We start from the raw sequence: 16,432 nt of genomic DNA on the forward strand, positions 1-16,432 counted from the left end.
GCACGCGGGCGGACGTGAGCACGTCGTGCAGGGTCCGCGCGCGGAGGGCCGGCGTCGCGGCGACGGCGAGGACCAGGGAGCGGACGAGCACGATCGCGGCGAGCGGCCGCCCGCCGTCGCTCCCCGTGATCGCGGCGTCGAGGCGGCGCAGGGGGCCGACCAGCGCGGGGTCGTCGAGCGCACGGTCGTCGGCGAGGTGAGCGAGCAACCGGTCGATGGTCCAATCCGCGGGGATTGGCCCCAGATCCGGCGTGAGAGTGGTGGTGGAGGTGTCCATTGGTCCAGAATCGGGTCACATGGACACGGACGACAGGGCCAATGCGGCGCCGATGGACCACGGATCGGCCCCGGGTCGCGCGACTCCGCTGGTGCGAGCGGGCGAGGTGTCGACCGAGGGGCTGGCCGCTCGGCTCGGCCGCTGGACCCACGGCGACGGAACGCTGGCGACCCGGCTCGCGCGCGGCATCTCGGCGCTGATCGCGGGTGGCGAGCTCCGCGCGGGCGACCGACTGCCGGCCGAGCGCTCCCTGGCGTCCGCGGTGTCGGTGTCGCGCGGCACGGTCGTCTCCGCCTACGCCGTGCTCGCGGAGCAGGAGCTCGTGGAGCGGCGGCAGGGGAGCGGCACCCGCGTGGCGGGGACCGGTGCCCCCACCGCCCCTGCGCGTCCCGGTCGCGGCGAGGCCCTGTTCTCCGCGGTGCCGAACACGATCGACCTGCTGCGCACGGTGCCGCAGATCCCGGAGCTCGGCGTGCAGCTGATCCGCGACCATCAGCCGCGTCTCGACCTCGCGCTGCTGCCCGAGACCGACCCCGCAGGGCTCCCGGTGCTGCGCGAGCTGATCGCCGAGATGTACCGCGCGGAGGGCACGCCCACCACGCCCGAGCAGATCCTGGTGACGCACGGCGCGCAGCAGGCGATCAGCCTCGTGGTGAACGCGCTCGTCGAGCCGGGCGACATCGTGCTCGCGGAGGAGATCACCTGGCCCGGGGTGACCGACAGCGTGGGGCTGCGCGGCGGCACCGTCCAGGGGGTGCCGATGGGCGCGGACGGCCTCGACGTGGTCGCGCTGGAGCAGGCGATGGCCCGGCTGCGCCCCGTGCTGGTGGCGCTCAACCCGCACCACCAGAACCCCACGGGCACGCGCCTGCCCGCCGCGGCCCGGCACCGCGTGGCCGAGCTCGCCGCGCAGTACGGTGTGCCGGTGATCGAGGACCGCGTCGTCGCGGGGATCTCGTTCGACGGGGTCGTGCCGCCCACGCTCGCCTCGGAACGACCGGACGCCCCCGTGATGGTCGTCGAGTCGGTGTCGAAGTGGGCCTGGGCGGGGCTGCGGATCGGGTGGCTGCGTGCCGACCCGGTGCTGGTGCGGCGTCTGCGCGGCGCCCGGCAGCTCGCCGACCAGTCCACGAGCGTGCCCGGTCAGCTGCTCGCGCTCGACCTCATCGCGCACGCCGACGAGCTGCGGCGGGCCAACAGCCGCGTGCACCGGGAGCGGCTGCGGCTGCTGGAGCACCTGATGGCCGAGCACCTGCCCGACTGGACGTACGTGGCGCCGCGGGGCGGACTGGCGCTGTGGGCCGCGCTGCCCCGGGGGTCCGCGTCGGCTCTCGCCCGCGTCGCGGCGACCCACGGCGTCTCGATCGCCGGCACCGCCGCCTTCGCCGCGTCCCCCACGGCCCCCGACGACCACGTGCGCCTGCCCTTCACGGCGCCCGACGACGTGCTCGCGGAAGGGGTGCGCCGCCTGGGCGCGGCGTGGGGCGAGTATCGGGAATCCCTCGGCCGACCGGCCTGAGCGTCCGCCGCCGGGACTAGCGTTGATCCATGGTCAACTATCGCTATCTCGGCAACAGTGGTCTCAAGGTCTCGGAGATCACCTACGGCAACTGGGTCACGCACGCCTCACAGGTCGAAGACGACGCGGCCGTCAAGACCGTCCATGCGGCGCTCGACGCCGGCATCACCACGTTCGACACCGCCGACACCTACGCCAACACGGCGGCCGAGGTCGTGCTCGGCAGGGCGCTCGAGGGCCAGCGCCGCGAAGGGCTCGAGATCTTCACGAAGGTCTACTTCCCGACCGGCCCGAAGGGCCCGAACGACACCGGCCTGAGCCGCAAGCACATCATGGAGTCGATCAACGGCTCGCTGAAGCGCCTCGGCACCGACTACGTCGACCTGTACCAGGCGCACCGCTTCGACTACGAGACCCCGCTGGAGGAGACGTTCCAGGCGTTCGCCGACGTCGTGCGGCAGGGCAAGGCGCTCTACATCGGCGTCTCGGAGTGGACGGCCGAGCAGCTGCGCGAGGGTCACGCGCTGGCGACGCAGCTCGGCATCCAGCTCATCTCGAACCAGCCGCAGTACTCCATGCTGTGGCGCGTGATCGAGGGCAAGGTCGTGCCCGCGTCGGAGGAGCTGGGCATCTCGCAGATCGTGTGGTCGCCGATGGCGCAGGGCGTGCTCAGCGGCAAGTACCTGCCGGGGCAGCCGGTGCCGGAGGGCTCGCGCGCGACCGACCAGAACTCCGGGGCCGGGTTCATCCAGAGCTTCCTGCAGGACGACATCCTCACCGCGGTGCAGCGTCTCAAGCCGATCGCCGAGCAGGCGGGGCTCACGATGCCGCAGCTCGCGATCGCGTGGGTGCTGCAGAACCCCAACGTGGCGGCGGCCCTGGTGGGCGCCTCCCGGCCCGAGCAGCTCGCCGACACCGTCAAGGCCTCGGGCGTGACGCTCGACGCCGACACGCTGTCCGCGATCGACGAGGCCCTGGGCGACACGGTGAACCGCGACGCCGAGCACACGTACTCCGTGTCCCCGAAGTCCCGCCTGGTCTGACCGGGGCAGGCGAAGGCCCCCTCCCGCGATCAGCGAGAGGGGGCCTTCGTCCGCGCGCGGGCTACTCCTTCACGGCACCGGCCGTGAGGCCCTGCACGATCCAGCGGCTGGCGAGGGCGAACATCACCATGGTCGGCAGGATCGTCAGCACGGCCGCGGCCGACATGGAGCCCCAGTCGATGTTGAACGTCGAGATGAAGCCGTTCAGCGCCGAGGGCACGGTGCGGTTCGCGTCGGTGTTCATCAGCACGACCGACAGGAACAGCTCGTTCCAGCAGTTGACGAAGTTGAAGATGAACGCCGCGATGATGCCGGGCGTCATGACCGGCACCAGCACCCGGAACAGGGCCCCCAGGCGCGAGCAGCCGTCGATCATCGCCGCCTCCTCCAGCGCGTCGGGCACGTTCTCGAAGAAGCCGCGCAGCATCACGGTGGAGAACGGGATGCAGATCGCGATGTAGACGAGGATGAGTCCGGGCTTGGTGTCGACGAGGCCCAGGTCGGTCATCATCGAGTACAGCGGGCCGAGGGCGATGAACGCGGGGATCATCTGCGTCAGCAGGAACGCGATGAGGATCGCCCCCTTGCCGCGGAACTCGAAGCGCGCGAGCACGTAGGCGCTGAGCAGGGCGATGAGCGTCGCGACGGCTCCGGCCGATACCGCCACGATCGCCGAGTTCGCCAGGAAGACCCCGAACGAGCTCTTCTCAAACAGGCTCGTGAAGTTGTCGAACGAGGGCTCGCTCGGCCAGTACTCGATCGGGAAGCGGTTGATGGTCCCCGGCGACTTGAACGCGGTGAGCGTGATCCAGTACAGCGGGAACAGCGTGATCAGGAGCCACAGGGCCAGCCCGACCACGCGCACGACACCGCCGACGGTCACCCGCGGCCTCGGTCGCGGAGCGGCCTTCGGGTCGGGCACCGTGATCCGACGGGTCTCGGTGATCGAGGAACCGGTCCGGGTGGTCGAGGTGATGGTCATCGCTGCACCCTCCGCATCGCCATCAGATAGAAGGCGCAGAACACCATGAGGAACGCCACGACGATGAGCCCGATGGCGCTCGCGATGCCGTAGTTGCCCTGCTGCGTGTAGTTGATCATCCACGTCGTGATGATGTGGGTCTGGTTGGCCGGGCCGCCGTTCGTCATCGCGTAGATGATGTCGGGGAAGTTGAAGATCCAGATCACGCGCAGCAGGATCGTCAGCAGCAGCGTCATCGAGATGTACGGGATGATGATCGAGAACAGCTGCCGCACCTTGCCGGCGCCGTCGAGGCTCGCCGCCTCCAGCATCTCGTCGGGCACCGACTGGAGTGCCGCGAGGATCATGATCGCGAAGAACGTCACGCCGTACCAGATGTTCGCGACGATGACGGCGAACATCGCCAGCTTCGGGTCGGCCAGCCAGGGCAGCGGGGCGTCGATGAGGCCGGCCTTCATGAGCAGGTCGTTGACCACGCCGAACTCGGCGTTGAACATCCAGCGGAACAGCATGCCGATGAGGAAGCCCGACACCGCCCACGGGAAGAACACCAGCGCCTGGTAGAGCCCGCGGAAGCGGAACCGCTTGCGCAGGGCCAGCGCGATGAGGAAGCCGATGACGAGCTGGGGCACGAGCGAGCCGACCACCCACAGCACGGAGTTCCACGCCACGGTCGGGAACGCCGGGTCGCGGAACACGGCGAGGAAGTTGTCGAAGCCGACGAACGGGGTCGACGTGAGGTCCCACAGGTTCCAGTCGTGGAACGCCATGCGGGCGCCCTGCAGCATGGGCCAGTAGGTGAACCAGCAGACGAACACGATCGCCGGGGCGAGGAACGCCAGCAGCGTCAGGGCGTGACGGCCGCGGAACGGCCGACGCCGTCCGCGTGCCGGGGAGGCCCCGCCGGCAGTGCCGACGGAGCCCCCTTCACGGATGGTGCGGGCCACGGGTCAGCCCTTCTCCGCGGCGTACTTCTCGGTCCAGAACGCATCCCACGAGGCGAGCAGGTCCTTCGTCGACATGGTGCCGAGCAGCACGCTCTGCACGTCCTGGTCGGACTTCTGGATCCACTCGGTCCACCAGCTCACGCCGCGCGGCTGGCGCACGTTGACGTACGTGTCCGGGTCCTCGGTCATGGTGACGTAGCTGGTCCAGGGGCCCGTGGAGTAGAACTCGTCGTCGGCCGCGGCGGCGATGATCGGCACGAGGCTGTTGGCCTGGGCGAACTCGGTCGCGGGCTCGGCCGACGACAGGAACTCGACCAGCTTCACCGCCGCCTCGGTGTGCTCGCTGTTCTTCGCGACACCCCAGCCGGCGACGGCGAGCGGCTGCGCGGCCTTGCCCGACGGTCCGACGAGCAGCGGAGCGGTGTCCCACTGGTCTTCGGTGAGCGACGAGTCCTGCACGGTCGCGATCACCTCGGGGTCCTGCAGCAGGAAGGCCGTGGTGCCGTTCGTGAAGCCGGCGACCATTTCGGGGTAGCCCCAGGAGACGGCGGACGGCGGCGAGGCTTTCTTGAACAGGTCGAAGTAGTCGTCGACCGCATCCTGCGCCTCGGGAGCGGCGAAGATCGTCGAGCCGTCCTCCATGAGGAACGCATCTTCCGTGTCGAGCCCGTCGATCGTGTAGGCCTCGATCGCGGCGACCACGTTGCTGTTGGCGTTCTGGCCGCCGCGGAACGCGTAGCCGTAGATGTTGTTCGACGGATCCTGGATCGCGGACGCCTGCTCCAGCAGGTCCTTCCAGCTGTGCGGGGGACCGTCGAAGCCCGCCTCCTCCACGAGGTCGGTGCGGTAGAACAGCGACAGGCCGTAGAAGCCGTACGGGACGAAGTAGCTCTTGCCGTCCTCGGCGACGCCGGCGGACTTGGCGTTGTCGGTCAGCGCGTCCCAGCCGTCCCACTTCTTCAGGTCGGGGCCGAGGTCGTACAGCCAGCCGTTGTTGGCGAACGGACCGACCGTGATGTCGCGCACCTCGAGCACGTCGACGCCCTTGCCGGACTGGAGCATCTGCTGGATCTTCTGGTCGGCCTGCTCGGTGGGCGGCGAGACCAGGTTCACCGTGATGTCGGGGTTCTCCTTCTCGAACTCGTCGAGGAGCCCGCGGATGAGCTCGGTGCGCGCCGGGTTCGTCAGGCTCTCGACCATCTGGAGGGTGACGTCTCCGTCGCCGCCGGACGAGCCGGAGCCTCCGGAGCAGCCGGTGAGTGCGAGGACGGCGACGGTGCCGACTCCCGCTGCGGTCGTCAAGATCTTGTTCTTCACGATGTGCCTCTCGGTGGGGGATGGGTGGGTGTGTTTCGGGTGGGTCGGGTCGTGCGGGTGGTCAGGGGAGGATGAGGGCGTCGGCGGGGCGGATGCCGGCGCGGCGCAGGATCGCGGGGATGCAGCGCTCGACGAACGCCTCGACGTCGGACGCCTCGGTGTAGAGGTGCGCGGAGAGGCGGAAGTAGCCGACCCCGCGGAAGCTCGTGAAGGCGGTCTCCACGCCGACCTCGTCGAGCAGGTCCATGCGCAGCGCGTCGGCCTCCTCGCGCGTCGCGCCGAGCCCGAGCGGCAGGCGGATCAGGCGCATGGACGGCACGGGGGAGGGCAGCGGGGTGAGCGGGTCCTCGTCGCCGTACGGGCGCAGCGCCTCGGCGATCAGCTCGGCCCCGGCGTCGGCGCGCTCGGCCATCGCGGCGCGGGCGTGATCCCACCCGAACTCGGCCTCGATGAACTCGATCGCGGTGGGGGTGGCCAGGTACGTCGTGGCGTCGATCGTGCCCTGGGTGTCGAAGCGCCCGGGGTAGGGCTCGCGGGCGGCCCACGAGTCGATCAGCGGCCACAGCTCGTCGCGGTCGGGTGCTGCCGTGACGAGCAGGGCCGAGCCGCGGGGGGCGCACGGCCACTTGTGCAGGTTGCCGAACCACCAGTCGCCGCCCGCGACCGCGGCGGCGTCGGCGATCAGGCCGGGGGCGTGGGCGCCGTCGACGAGGGTGCGCACGCCGCGCTCGGCCGCGAGGTCGGCGATGCGGCGCGTGGGCAGCAGGCGGGCGGTGGGTGAGGTGATCTGGTCGACGACGATCAGCCGGGTGCGCGGGGTGAGGGCGTCGGCGAACAGCTGCACGATCTCGTCGTCGGGCGCGAGCAGCGGGAGGGCGACGGTGCGGACGGTCGCCCCGAAGCGGCGGGCGAGGCGTTCCGCCCCCATGGTGATCGCGCCGTAGCCCTGATCCGTCACCAGGATCTCGTCGCGGTGCTCGAGTCGCAGCGCGTTGTACACCACGGTCGCCGCGGCGGAGGCGTTGGGCACGAAGACGCTGTCGTCCGCCCGGGCGCCGACGAACGGGGCGGTGCGCTCCCTGGCGTCCTGCACGCGCTCGGCGATGCGGGGGAACCACTCGACCGGGCTGAGGTCGGCGCGGCGACGCAGGGCGTCCTGGTGTGCGACCACGACCGACGGCACCGCGCCGAACGACCCGTGGTTGAGGTGCACGACCGCGGGGTCGAGAGGCCAGGCGTCGCGCGCTCGCAGGCCGGAGTTCAGCGTGAGCGGAGCGGGGAACAGCGGAGCGGGCATCGGACCTCATCGATGAGTGGGGGCGAGTTGTTGCACAACTTTGCCACAAGGCCCCGATTTTGGCTACGAATCCGCGAAGATGAAACATAGTTGTCATACGAGTTTGTCGCGTGGAGCGGTTCCGACAGACTGCACGAGGGGCGGGGGTGTCAGGGAGGATGACGATGAGCGCACTCGACACGGCGTTGCACGGCCTGCGGGCGCTGATCGCCGACGGTGCGCTGCGCCCCGGCGACCGCCTACCCAGCGAGGGGGAGCTGTGCGAACGGCTCGGCGTCTCCCGCGGATCGCTGCGCGAGGCCATCCGCACGCTCGCGGCGCTGGGCGTGCTGGAGACGCGCCACGGCTCGGGCAGCTACGTCAGCGAGCTGCGCGCGGCCGACCTCATCGGCAGTCTCTCCCTCACCGTCGGGCTGCTGCCCATGGCGGGAGTGCTGGAGCTGACGGAGCTGCGCCGGGTGCTCGAACCCCATGCCGCCGCACTCGCGGCCGCCCGCATCGACGCGGACACCGTGGCGGCGCTCGCCGCGGTGCTGGACGAGATCGAGGCCACGACCGACTTCGAGGCGCAGTCACGCCTCGACCACGAGTTCCACATGCGCATCTCCGCGGTCGCGGGCAACGAGGCCCTCACGAGCCTGATCGACGTGCTGCGCTCCCGCTCCCGGGCGTACCGCATCTCGGAGCCCGACGACGCCGCGGAGCTCAAGGTGCACTCCGACGCCGGGCACCGCGCGATCCTGCGGGGCCTCGCCGCCGCCGATCCCGTCGCCGCGTCGGCCGCGGCATCCGCGCACGTCGCGTACACCGAGTACTGGGTGCGGCGGTACTCCGGGCTCGACGACGTCCCGACCGCGGAGACGCCGTCCGCCTGAGTGGGCGCCGGCGGGGTCCGCTCAGCCGAGGGTGATGTCGACCTGGATCTCGGTGGCGAGTCGCTCCAGGTCGGCCCGCAGTGCCTCGAGGTCGACCGTCGGCGGCACCTTCGCGATCACCGACGCCTCGAACAGCCGTCCGCCCGCCATCGCCGCATCGCGGGTCTCGGTCGCGAGCTCCTCGATGCTCAGCGCGTGCGCGTTCAGCACGGCCGACACCTCCCGCACGATCCCGGGATGATCGTTGCCGAGCACCTGCATCACCAGCAGCCGCTCCTCGTCCTCCTCCGCCACGCCGCGGGTCCCGGTGAGCACCGACAGCGTCAGGAGCCCCTGACCCTGGATCGCCCGGAGCGCGGTCTCCAGGTCGCCCGCGCGGTCGGTCGGCACCGACACCTCGATCACGCCCGCGAACGTTCCCGCGAGCTCGGCCAGCGAGCTGTTCTCCCAGTTGCCGCCGTGGGCGTCGACGACGTCGGCGACCGCCGCGACGAGTCCCGGCCGGTCGGCACCCGCGACAGTGAGGATGAGTGTGGTCATGGCCTCAGCGTAGGGGGCGTTCGGCGTTCGGGACATGCCCTTGACGCGGGCGTCGTGCGCTCCGCTCAGCTGAAGTCGAGCGTGCCGCGCACGATGGAGTTCCCCGAGTGGGCCGGGTCGCCGTCGACGGGTTCGAACGAGATGTCGACGAGGTCGTACTCGTCGAGGTCGACGTTCGCGGGGATGGCGAATGCGCCGGTCGCGGCGTCGAGCACGCCGAGGCTGATGAGCGCCTTCCCGTCGTTGCGGATGAGCCAGACCTCCCGGTAGTCCTCCGACCCGACCTCGCCGTCGAGCGACACCGTGAGGGTGCGCGCGCCGTCGCGGTCCTCGTCCACCTCTGCCGTGCCGATCGCATCGGGATGGTCGGGGAACGGGTCGAGCGTCGCCGTGGCGACCGTGACCGGCCGGAGCGCGGCCGAGATCGCCGTCCACGTGCTCACGCCCACGGTGACGACGAGGACCGTGACGGCGGCGAGCACCCACCAGCGGGCGGCGGTTCTGCGCCGCGGGCGTGGGGCGGAGGGCGGCTCGCCCGCTGTCGGTTCCGCCGGGCGGAGAGGGTCGACCCGGAGCCGCTCCGGCAGGCCCAGCTCGTCGTGCATGCGCGCCCACACGTCGGCGGGCGGCGACTCCAGCTCCGCGTCGGCGACGGTCGACCGCGCGACACCCGCCGCGTGGGCGAGGTCGGCGATCTCGGCAGCGCACGCCCGGCACTGGTCGAGGTGCGCGCGCTCGCGCTCGGAGGCGACCGGCTCGCCGAGCGCGAGCAGGGCAAGCTGCTCGGGGTCAAGGTGCGACACGGTTGACCTCCAATCGGTCGCGCATTCGGGAGAGACTCCGGCGGATGTGGCTCTTCACGGTACCCAGAGGCATGTCCAGCCGCCGGGCGATCTCCTCGTGCGTCAGGTCGTCGAAGAACGCCAGCCGCATGACCTCGCGCGCCTCGGGTCGCAGCTGCCGCATCTCGTTCGCGATCAGGATGGACTGCGACAGGTCGACCGGTGCGCCGACGAGGTCGTCGGGAGAGGTGACGCGCATCATCTCCTCCTGCAGCCGCTGGATGCGGGCCCGCGACTCGTGCATGTCGGCGATGCGGCGCCGGGCGATCGTCACCAGCCACGTGCTCAGGCGGGCCTTCGACGGGTCGTACCCCGTTCTCGACGTCCAGGCCGACACGAACGTGCGCTGCGTCACGTCGGCGGCGTCAGCGCGATCGCCGAGGGAGCGCAACGCGAGCGTGAACACCACCGGCGACCACCGCCGATACAGCTCGGCGAGGGCGTCCTCGTCGCCCCGGACGAAGCGCTCGTTGAGCTGCGTCTCGTCGTCGGGGTCGTCCGCGGAGGTCATGCGCGCCTCCCTTCCGTTCGGGGCGTCGGGTGCGGGTGCTCAGGCGGGCCGTGCGATGGCGACGACATTATCGCGGTAGTGACCGGTCGTGCTGTCGAAGGGTCCTCCGCACGTGATGAGGACCAGGCCGGGCGGGCCCTCCCTGGCGAACAGCTCCCCGGTGGGGAGAGCCGCCTTCTCGTAGAAGGCCAGCGACTCCACCGCGTAGGTCCGGGGCACGCCGTTCGCGTCGGTCACCTCGACGGTCGCTCCGGCGCCGAGCTCACGCAACCGGGAGAGCGGGCCGATGGGGTATCCGACGGCGTCCACGTGCGCGGCCAGCACGACGAGTCCGGCCGTGCTGGCGGCATCGGCGCCGTACCGGTACCACCCCGCCACCGCCGGGTCCTCCGGGAGCTGCATCTGCCCTGTCGGCTCCACTCCCACGTCGACCACGGTCATGTCGACGCCGAGGTCGGGGATCCGCAGCCGGGTGGGAGGGGTCGTAGGCTGCGGTGCGGGCAGCTCGGCGGAGTGCGTCTCCGGGCGCAGCGTCGAGGTGGGGGCGGGCGACGGCGAGCGTGGGGGGTCGGAGGGGGGATCCGACGTCATCACCTCGCCCGCCCCCACGGGGGTGCAGGCGATCAGGAGCGCCGCGCACGCGGCACCGCATCCGGCGAGGAGTCCTCGCCGGATGCGGCGGCGCAGCGCCCCCGGTCTCATCGGCGCGCGATCCGCTGACGACGCACGGCCACGGTCGCACCCGCAGCCGCGATCATCGCCAGGCCGATCAGTGCCGTCGCCAGGACGATGGCGGTGTCGGCGTCCCGCTGCGCCGCGTAGCCCGCGGTGCCGGAGGGCACGCCGCCGGGGTTGGTGTGCAGTCCCGAGACCGTCTGTGCGGCGAGGGCGAGGGTGCCTTCCTCGGCGCTGCCCCACGCGTACAGGATCGTGAGCACGCCGTCCTGCACCGCCACGTCCTGCGGGCCGAGCACGGGGTCGGTCGTGCCGGCGAGGGCGACGGCGGCCGAGACGTTCCCGGCGGGCAGGTTCAGCGTCGCCTCGTTCGGGTTGGTCAGGTCCTCGACCACCGGTGAGCCGCCGGCGAGGATGTCGACGGCGGGCGCGGCCGCGACGTGACGGACCGTGAGCCGCCCCTGGCCGGGTGCGGTGGGGGACGTGTCGTTCGTGAAGAGGTTCAGCCCGGGGTCGCCCGCCTCGGTGAGGTGCGCGACGGCGGTGTAGTTGGCACCGGCCGTGAGGGTCAGCGTCGCCGGGCCGAGCACGGGCGCACTCGCATCGGCCGCGTCCGGCGCGGTCAGCGCGACTTCGTAGCTGCCGGCGGGGAGTTCCAGCGGACCGGCCAGTGAGCCGGGCTGGAAGTCGTCGATGGTGCGCTCGCCGTTGACGTACACGTCGACCGGGGTGTTCGGGATGGCGTGCAGCACCGAGAGCTGGGCGCTGCCGGTGGTCGCGGCGGTCGCGGGCGTGGCCAGGGCCGCTGCGGCCAGTAGTCCGACGACGAGGCCGGCTGTGGTGATTCTTCGCACGATGCTCCTCCTTGAACAGGGGCGGCGGTCGCCACCCATTGCCCCCTTATTCCGGGCGAGGGCGGTCGGCGGATGCACCCGAACCCGATCTTGTCGGCACTCTCCGGTTCCGGTGGTGCTTTTTTAGACGGTGCCCAGAAACTGATGGACTTCGATCGGGACCGCGCGCATAATCGCATCCACACACCCGGACCCGGCAAAGGAGCACGCCATGAGCGACACGAACCACCCCGCCGAACTGTTCTCGTCTTCCACCGGCCCGACCGGCGCCTCCATCACCGACTGGACCGATCTCGGCCGGGAGATGTGGGCGTACCTGACCGGCCGAGGAGCGGCGGTGAACTACACCTTCGAGGACATGACCGTCGAGGTGCCGCGCGATATCGGCCCCGACGCGCCCCGCGCCACCTGGAAGTTCAACGGCACCCTGCGGGTGACCACGAGCGACCGCGCCACCGACGGACCGCACGCCGCCTGAGCGGATACGACCATGATCCGCCTCGACATCGACCTGGAGGTCGAGCACCGCGGCCCGGACGACGACACCCCCACGCGGTTCACCGTGCACGCGGCGGGACGCGAGGTCGTCGTCACGATCGCGGACACGTCCACCCTCGGCGGCATGGGTCGCCGCGACCTCGCGCAGCTCGCCCCCGTCGCGGACGGCCTCGCGCGCCGCGGCATCCGGGTGCGGGTGGAGGGACCGCGCGGCACCCTGGTGGAGTTCGGCGACGTGCGGTCGGGACCCGTGGGTCGCGCGGTCGCGGGATCACCGCACATCCGGCTCGGCCACCTCACCACGCTGCTGACGGAACTGCAGCGCCGCGACCGCGACCGCGGCGGCGGCTCGCTGCTCTCCATCCCGCCCGGCACGCTGTTCCCGCTCGTGCCCACCGTGGTGCGCCACGTCCGCCGTCGCGTGACCACGACGCACTACCTGCCCGGCTCGGGACGCCCGCGCCTGATCTTCTCGGTCGGCTCGGGCGACTGGGACCGCAGCCGTCCGCGCGAGTTCGACCTGCTGCCCGACCGGACCGTGATCGGCTCGAGTCCCGACGCCGATCTGCGGCTCGACGGACTCGAAGCGGTGCACGCCGAGATCCGGCACAACGAGGACGACGAGTACGTGCTGTACCCGCACGCCCCCACCGGCGGCGGGTGGCCGAACCTGCCGCACAGCTCGGACGGCGCGCGCATCCTCCGCACCGGCTCGCGGATCGAGCTGGGCACCTGGCGCCTCGCCTACTACCGGGAGGAGTTCGCCGACCACGGTCGTCCGTTCGGCGGGCGTCAGGGCGGGGAATACGAGTTCCAGAAGCAGCAGCCGGTGCGACCCTACGGCTCCGGCGAGCTCGGCTGACCCGGCACCGCGAGCATCAGTCCGCCCAGACCCCGGTCGCGAGGAAGTGCTCCAGGCGGGCGCGGTGCGGGGCGAGGTCCCACCCCTGCTGCGCGACCCACTCGTCGGAGTAGTAGGTGTTGGCGTAGCGCACGCCGCTGTCGCAGATGAGGGTCACGACGCTGCCGGTCTCGCCCGCGGCACGCATGCGGGCGATGAGCTGGAACGCACCGGAGAGGTTGGTGCCGGTGGAGCCGCCCGCCCAGTGCAGCGTGCGCTCGCGCAGCAGGCGGATCGCGGCGATCGAGCCCGCGTCGGGCACCTGGATCATCTCGTCGATCACGGTCGGGACGAAGGATGCCTCCACGCGGGGGCGGCCGATGCCCTCGATGCGGCTCGGGCGCCCGGCGGGCGGGTCGACGGTCCCGGCCCATCCGTCGTAGAAGGCGGAGCCCTCGGGGTCGACCACCGCGATCCGGGTGTCGTGCCGGCGGTAGCGCACGTAGCGGCCGAAGGTCGCGCTCGTGCCGCCGGTGCCCGCACCCATGACGATCCACCGCGGGATCGGATGCCGCTCCTGGGCGAGCTGGCTGAACACGCTCTCCGCGATGTTGTTGTTGCCGCGCCAGTCGGTCGCGCGCTCCGCGAACGTGAACTGGTCGAGGTAGTGGCCGCCGCACACCGACGCCAGGCGCTGGGCCTCCGGCGACATGTCCTCTGCGCGGTCCACGAAGTGACAGGTCCCGCCGTAGAACTCGATCAGGTCGATCTTCTCCTGCACGGTCGACCGGGGTACCACGGTGATGAACGGCAGACCGAGCATCCGCGCGAAGTACGCCTCGGACACGGCGGTCGACCCGCTCGACGACTCCACCAGCGTCGTGTCCTCGCGGATGCGCCCGTTCACCAGCCCGTACAGCAGCAGCGACCGCGCCAGCCGGTGCTTGAGCGAGCCCGTCGGGTGCACCGACTCGTCCTTCAGGTACAGGTCGATGCCCCACTCGGCCGGCAGCGGGAACAGGTGCAGGTGCGTGTCGGCGCTGCGGTTCGCGTCGGCTTCCAGCAGGGCGATCGCGGTGCTGGTCCAGTCGCTCATGTCTTCGAGCGTAGTGGGGCTGCCCTCAGCCGACGGTACCCGCGGGCGAGGCCCCGCCGTCGCCGTCGACGTGCAGCAGCGACGCCTGCGACTGCTCCTGCTGCAACTGGAACTCGAAGCGCGAACGGTCGCCGCGGTGGTAGGCGATGAAGTACTCGATGGGCGTGCCGTCCTCGCTGCGGCTGACGCTGCGCAGCCGGAGCAGGGCCGAGCCGGCGCTGACGCCCAGGTGCTGCGCCTGCTCGTGCGTGGCGACGGTCGCCTCCGCGGAGCGCACGCCGTGCGTCGCCACGATGCCGTGCATCGCCAGCAGCCGGTACAGCGACCCCTCGGTCAGGTCGGCGCCGAGCGTGACCCCGCCGACGGCCTCGGGCATCCACGTGGTCGACAGCGACCAGGGCTCCCCGTCGACGTGCCGCAGCCGCTCGAGCGCCACCACGGGCGACCCGACCGGCACTTCCAGCGCCAGCGCGACCTCCTCGTCGGCCACGGTCTGCTCGTGCCGCAGCACGTCGCTGTGCACGTGCCCGCCGCGACGCTCCACGTCGTCGTACAGGCCGACGAGGGTGTGCACCAGGCTCTCGCTCGTGCGCGGGCGGGAGACGAACGTGCCCTTCCCCTTCACCCGCTCGACCAGCCCCTCGTGCTCGAGCTGCGCGAGCGCTTGGCGCACGACCGTGCGCGAGATGCCGTAGCGCTCGCACAGGCGGTGCTCGCCGGGCAGCGGGTCGCCGGGCTGCAGGCCGTCGCGGGCGATGCCGTCGATGATCAGCTGCCGCAGCTGGTCGTACATGGGGGCGGCGGAGTGGCGGTCGATCGCGTCCTCGACGGTGGTCATCAGTACGCCACCCCCGCGTGCAGGATCACGTTCGCATACGGGGTGAACTCGCCGGAGCGCACGAACGCCCGTGCCGTGCGGGTGCGCTGCTTGAACTCGACGTGCGGCACCAGCTCGATCTCGAAGCCCATCCCGGCGAAGCGCTCGCGCAGGGCATCCAGCACCTCCGGGCTCTTCTCCGCGACCTCCGCGGATACCGTGGCGCCCTCCACCACGAGCTCGGCGAGCACGGTGTCGAGCACGTCGAGGAAGGCGGGGGCGCCCGGGCGGTAGGCCAGGTCGATGCGCTCCGACCCCGGGGGGATGGGAAGGCCGGCGTCGGTCACGACGATCGTGTCGGTGTGGCCGGTCTCGCTGATCACCCGGGACAGGGCGGGGTTGATCGTGGTGGACGTCTTGCGCATCGGTGCTCCTGGCTGGTCAGTTCGCGACGGGGGCGGTCTCGCGCTCGGTGAGGAACGCGTCGACCTCGGCGCGGTGCGGAAGGCTCGGCGACGCGCCCTGCTTCGTGACGGCGAGGGCGCCGGCGGCGGTCGCCAGGCGCACGGCGTCGGTGAGGGTGCTGCCGCTCGCGAGGGCGGCACCGAGGTAGCCCGCGTAGGCGTCGCCCGCGGCCGTGGTGTCGACGGCCTCGACGGGGAACGGCGGAACGACCGTCGCGCCCTCCGCGGTGACCACGCACGACCCCTGTCCGGCGAGCGTGACGACCGCGGCGCCCACGCCCTGGGCGAGGAACCAGCGGCCCGCGCGCTCGGCCGACGCCGCGTCGGTCACCTCGATGCCGCTGATGAGCGACGCCTCGGTCTCGTTGGGCGTGACGATGTCGATGCTGCGCCAGAGGGCGGGCGGGAGCTCCGCGGCGGGGGCGGGGTCGAGGATCACGGTCATGCCGTGCTCCCGCCCGCGGGCCGTGATGTGGGCGGTCAGCGCCGACGGCGTCTCCAGCTGGGTCAGCAGGACGGACGTGGTGGGGGCGAGGGCGGTGAGCGCCTCGTCGATCTGCGCGGTGCTGAGCGCGGCGTTCGCGAGCGGCACCATCACGATGTCGTTCTGCGCCGACGCGTCGACGCGGATGTGCGCGATGCCCGTGGGGCCGGGGACCGTGCGCAGGTGGGTGAGGTCGACACCGGCGGCCGTGAGCCCGTCCACCACGAGGTCGTGGAACAGGTCGTCTCCCACGCAGCCGACGAAGCTCGTGCGTGCACCGGAGCGTCCGGCCGCGACCGCCTGGTTCGCCCCCTTGCCGCCGAGCATGAGCGTGAACTCGTCGCCCAGGATGGTCTCGCCGCGGGCCGGCAGCCGACCGGAGAAGGTGGTGACGTCGGCCGTGACGCTGCCGACGATGACGACGCCGGTGCGGTCGCCGGGGTGTGCGGGTGTCATCTCGCTCCTGATCCTCCTCGACAGCGCGGGCGCTCCGGTGGCGTTGACTAGGCTCGGAGCTGTCATTACATTAGCCGAAACCGAACCTGTAACGACA

General features: G+C 71.6%; 19 protein-coding genes. 5 read left to right on the forward strand and 14 right to left on the reverse strand.

The features are described from left to right. A partial coding sequence (locus DW297_RS03515; RefSeq protein WP_136029425.1) for a hypothetical protein occupies positions 1 to 277 on the reverse strand: 277 nt, incomplete at its 3' end. Between the two features lie 19 nt (positions 278 to 296). On the opposite strand from DW297_RS03515, the gene DW297_RS03520 reads away from it, so the two are divergent. Both DW297_RS03520 and DW297_RS03525 read left to right on the forward strand, forming a co-directional pair. Beyond that, positions 297 to 1,796 carry an aminotransferase-like domain-containing protein gene (locus DW297_RS03520; RefSeq protein WP_168442787.1) on the forward strand — a complete coding sequence of 500 codons (1,500 nt, stop codon included), beginning with the start codon at positions 297 to 299 and terminating at the stop codon, positions 1,794 to 1,796. Positions 1,797 to 1,825: 29 nt separating this feature from the next. After that, a complete protein-coding gene (locus tag DW297_RS03525; RefSeq protein WP_136029427.1) occupies positions 1,826 to 2,839 on the forward strand; it encodes an aldo/keto reductase family protein in 1,014 nt (337 codons plus the stop codon). Between the two features lie 61 nt (positions 2,840 to 2,900). Here DW297_RS03525 and DW297_RS03530 read toward each other — a convergent pair whose 3' ends face one another. From DW297_RS03530 to DW297_RS03545, 4 genes are all read right to left on the reverse strand, one after another. Continuing rightward, the gene (locus tag DW297_RS03530; RefSeq protein WP_205812679.1) at positions 2,901 to 3,821 is read right to left on the reverse strand and encodes a carbohydrate ABC transporter permease; all 921 of its coding nucleotides are present in this window, start codon (positions 3,819 to 3,821) and stop codon (positions 2,901 to 2,903) included. Then, positions 3,818 to 4,768, reverse strand: coding sequence for a carbohydrate ABC transporter permease (locus DW297_RS03535; RefSeq protein WP_136029429.1), 951 nt, complete (start codon positions 4,766 to 4,768; stop codon positions 3,818 to 3,820). The genes DW297_RS03530 and DW297_RS03535 overlap by 4 nt, the downstream gene beginning before the upstream one ends. A gap of 3 nt (positions 4,769 to 4,771) precedes the next feature. Next, positions 4,772 to 6,085 (reverse strand): ABC transporter substrate-binding protein, encoded by a 1,314-nt coding sequence (locus DW297_RS03540; protein ID WP_136029431.1) that lies wholly within the window; start codon positions 6,083 to 6,085, stop codon positions 4,772 to 4,774. 61 nt (positions 6,086 to 6,146) lie between these two features. Continuing rightward, a complete protein-coding gene (locus DW297_RS03545; RefSeq protein ID WP_136029433.1) occupies positions 6,147 to 7,382 on the reverse strand; it encodes an aminotransferase class V-fold PLP-dependent enzyme in 1,236 nt (411 codons plus the stop codon). Positions 7,383 to 7,546: 164 nt separating this feature from the next. Here DW297_RS03545 and DW297_RS03550 point away from each other — a divergent pair, with 164 nt between their 5' ends. After that, the gene (locus DW297_RS03550; RefSeq protein ID WP_136029435.1) at positions 7,547 to 8,257 is read left to right on the forward strand and encodes a FadR/GntR family transcriptional regulator; all 711 of its coding nucleotides are present in this window, start codon (positions 7,547 to 7,549) and stop codon (positions 8,255 to 8,257) included. A gap of 21 nt (positions 8,258 to 8,278) precedes the next feature. Here the strand turns inward: DW297_RS03550 and DW297_RS03555 are convergent, their stop codons facing one another. The 5 genes from DW297_RS03555 to DW297_RS03575 all read right to left on the reverse strand — a co-directional run bounded on the left by DW297_RS03555 (position 8,279) and on the right by DW297_RS03575 (position 11,679). Continuing rightward, positions 8,279 to 8,797, reverse strand: a complete 519-nt coding sequence (locus DW297_RS03555; protein ID WP_136029437.1) for a glycine cleavage system protein R — start codon at positions 8,795 to 8,797, stop codon at positions 8,279 to 8,281. Between the two features lie 65 nt (positions 8,798 to 8,862). After that, complete coding sequence (locus DW297_RS03560) at positions 8,863 to 9,600, reverse strand: anti-sigma factor (protein WP_136029438.1); 738 nt, start codon at positions 9,598 to 9,600, stop codon at positions 8,863 to 8,865. Then, on the reverse strand, positions 9,587 to 10,150 hold the full coding sequence (locus tag DW297_RS03565; protein WP_136029439.1) for an RNA polymerase sigma factor: 564 nt from the start codon (positions 10,148 to 10,150) through the stop codon (positions 9,587 to 9,589). Before DW297_RS03565 ends, DW297_RS03560 begins: the two co-directional genes overlap by 14 nt. A gap of 39 nt (positions 10,151 to 10,189) precedes the next feature. After that, positions 10,190 to 10,852, reverse strand: coding sequence for a class F sortase (locus DW297_RS03570; protein WP_240744502.1), 663 nt, complete (start codon positions 10,850 to 10,852; stop codon positions 10,190 to 10,192). Then, positions 10,849 to 11,679 (reverse strand): DUF4397 domain-containing protein, encoded by an 831-nt coding sequence (locus DW297_RS03575; protein ID WP_136029441.1) that lies wholly within the window; start codon positions 11,677 to 11,679, stop codon positions 10,849 to 10,851. Before DW297_RS03575 ends, DW297_RS03570 begins: the two co-directional genes overlap by 4 nt. A 211-nt stretch (positions 11,680 to 11,890) precedes the next feature. Here DW297_RS03575 and DW297_RS03580 point away from each other — a divergent pair, with 211 nt between their 5' ends. Both DW297_RS03580 and DW297_RS03585 read left to right on the forward strand, forming a co-directional pair. Further along, entirely contained in the window at positions 11,891 to 12,157 is a 267-nt protein-coding gene (locus tag DW297_RS03580; RefSeq protein ID WP_136029443.1) for a hypothetical protein, read from the forward strand. A 12-nt stretch (positions 12,158 to 12,169) separates the two neighbouring features. Beyond that, positions 12,170 to 13,039, forward strand: coding sequence for an FHA domain-containing protein (locus DW297_RS03585; RefSeq protein WP_136029446.1), 870 nt, complete (start codon positions 12,170 to 12,172; stop codon positions 13,037 to 13,039). Between the two features lie 16 nt (positions 13,040 to 13,055). On the opposite strand, the gene DW297_RS03590 is transcribed toward DW297_RS03585, so the two are convergent. Genes DW297_RS03590 through DW297_RS03605 form a run of 4 tightly spaced genes read right to left on the reverse strand, consistent with a single transcriptional unit; the run spans position 13,056 to position 16,335 of the window. Further along, entirely contained in the window at positions 13,056 to 14,114 is a 1,059-nt protein-coding gene (locus DW297_RS03590; protein WP_136029448.1) for a PLP-dependent cysteine synthase family protein, read from the reverse strand. Between the two features lie 25 nt (positions 14,115 to 14,139). After that, positions 14,140 to 14,952 (reverse strand): GntR family transcriptional regulator, encoded by an 813-nt coding sequence (locus tag DW297_RS03595; protein WP_136029450.1) that lies wholly within the window; start codon positions 14,950 to 14,952, stop codon positions 14,140 to 14,142. Further along, the gene (gene rbsD, locus DW297_RS03600; RefSeq protein WP_136029452.1) at positions 14,952 to 15,356 is read right to left on the reverse strand and encodes a D-ribose pyranase; all 405 of its coding nucleotides are present in this window, start codon (positions 15,354 to 15,356) and stop codon (positions 14,952 to 14,954) included. Before rbsD ends, DW297_RS03595 begins: the two co-directional genes overlap by 1 nt. Before the next feature lie 16 nt (positions 15,357 to 15,372). Then, on the reverse strand, positions 15,373 to 16,335 hold the full coding sequence (locus DW297_RS03605) for a ribokinase (RefSeq protein WP_136029454.1): 963 nt from the start codon (positions 16,333 to 16,335) through the stop codon (positions 15,373 to 15,375). Positions 16,336 to 16,432 lie beyond the last annotated feature (97 nt).

This window comes from Microbacterium sp. PF5, assembly GCF_004794315.1.
Taxonomy (GTDB): Bacteria; Actinomycetota; Actinomycetes; order Actinomycetales; family Microbacteriaceae; genus Microbacterium; species Microbacterium sufflavum.

What these genes read in the sequence shown, in the direction of transcription:
- DW297_RS03520 (WP_168442787.1), top strand. Translation starts at nt 297, where the DNA reads ATGGACACGGACGACAGGGCCAATGCGGCGCCGATGGACCACGGATCG.
- DW297_RS03525 (WP_136029427.1), top strand. Translation starts at nt 1,826, where the DNA reads ATGGTCAACTATCGCTATCTCGGCAACAGTGGTCTCAAGGTCTCGGAG.
- DW297_RS03530 (WP_205812679.1), bottom strand. Translation starts at nt 3,821, where the DNA reads ATGACCATCACCTCGACCACCCGGACCGGTTCCTCGATCACCGAGACC.
- DW297_RS03545 (WP_136029433.1), bottom strand. Translation starts at nt 7,382, where the DNA reads ATGCCCGCTCCGCTGTTCCCCGCTCCGCTCACGCTGAACTCCGGCCTG.
- DW297_RS03550 (WP_136029435.1), top strand. Translation starts at nt 7,547, where the DNA reads ATGAGCGCACTCGACACGGCGTTGCACGGCCTGCGGGCGCTGATCGCC.
- DW297_RS03555 (WP_136029437.1), bottom strand. Translation starts at nt 8,797, where the DNA reads ATGACCACACTCATCCTCACTGTCGCGGGTGCCGACCGGCCGGGACTC.
- DW297_RS03565 (WP_136029439.1), bottom strand. Translation starts at nt 10,150, where the DNA reads ATGACCTCCGCGGACGACCCCGACGACGAGACGCAGCTCAACGAGCGC.
- DW297_RS03570 (WP_240744502.1), bottom strand. Translation starts at nt 10,852, where the DNA reads ATGAGACCGGGGGCGCTGCGCCGCCGCATCCGGCGAGGACTCCTCGCC.
- DW297_RS03580 (WP_136029443.1), top strand. Translation starts at nt 11,891, where the DNA reads ATGAGCGACACGAACCACCCCGCCGAACTGTTCTCGTCTTCCACCGGC.
- DW297_RS03585 (WP_136029446.1), top strand. Translation starts at nt 12,170, where the DNA reads ATGATCCGCCTCGACATCGACCTGGAGGTCGAGCACCGCGGCCCGGAC.
- DW297_RS03590 (WP_136029448.1), bottom strand. Translation starts at nt 14,114, where the DNA reads ATGAGCGACTGGACCAGCACCGCGATCGCCCTGCTGGAAGCCGACGCG.
- DW297_RS03595 (WP_136029450.1), bottom strand. Translation starts at nt 14,952, where the DNA reads ATGACCACCGTCGAGGACGCGATCGACCGCCACTCCGCCGCCCCCATG.
- rbsD (WP_136029452.1), bottom strand. Translation starts at nt 15,356, where the DNA reads ATGCGCAAGACGTCCACCACGATCAACCCCGCCCTGTCCCGGGTGATC.
- DW297_RS03605 (WP_136029454.1), bottom strand. Translation starts at nt 16,335, where the DNA reads ATGACACCCGCACACCCCGGCGACCGCACCGGCGTCGTCATCGTCGGC.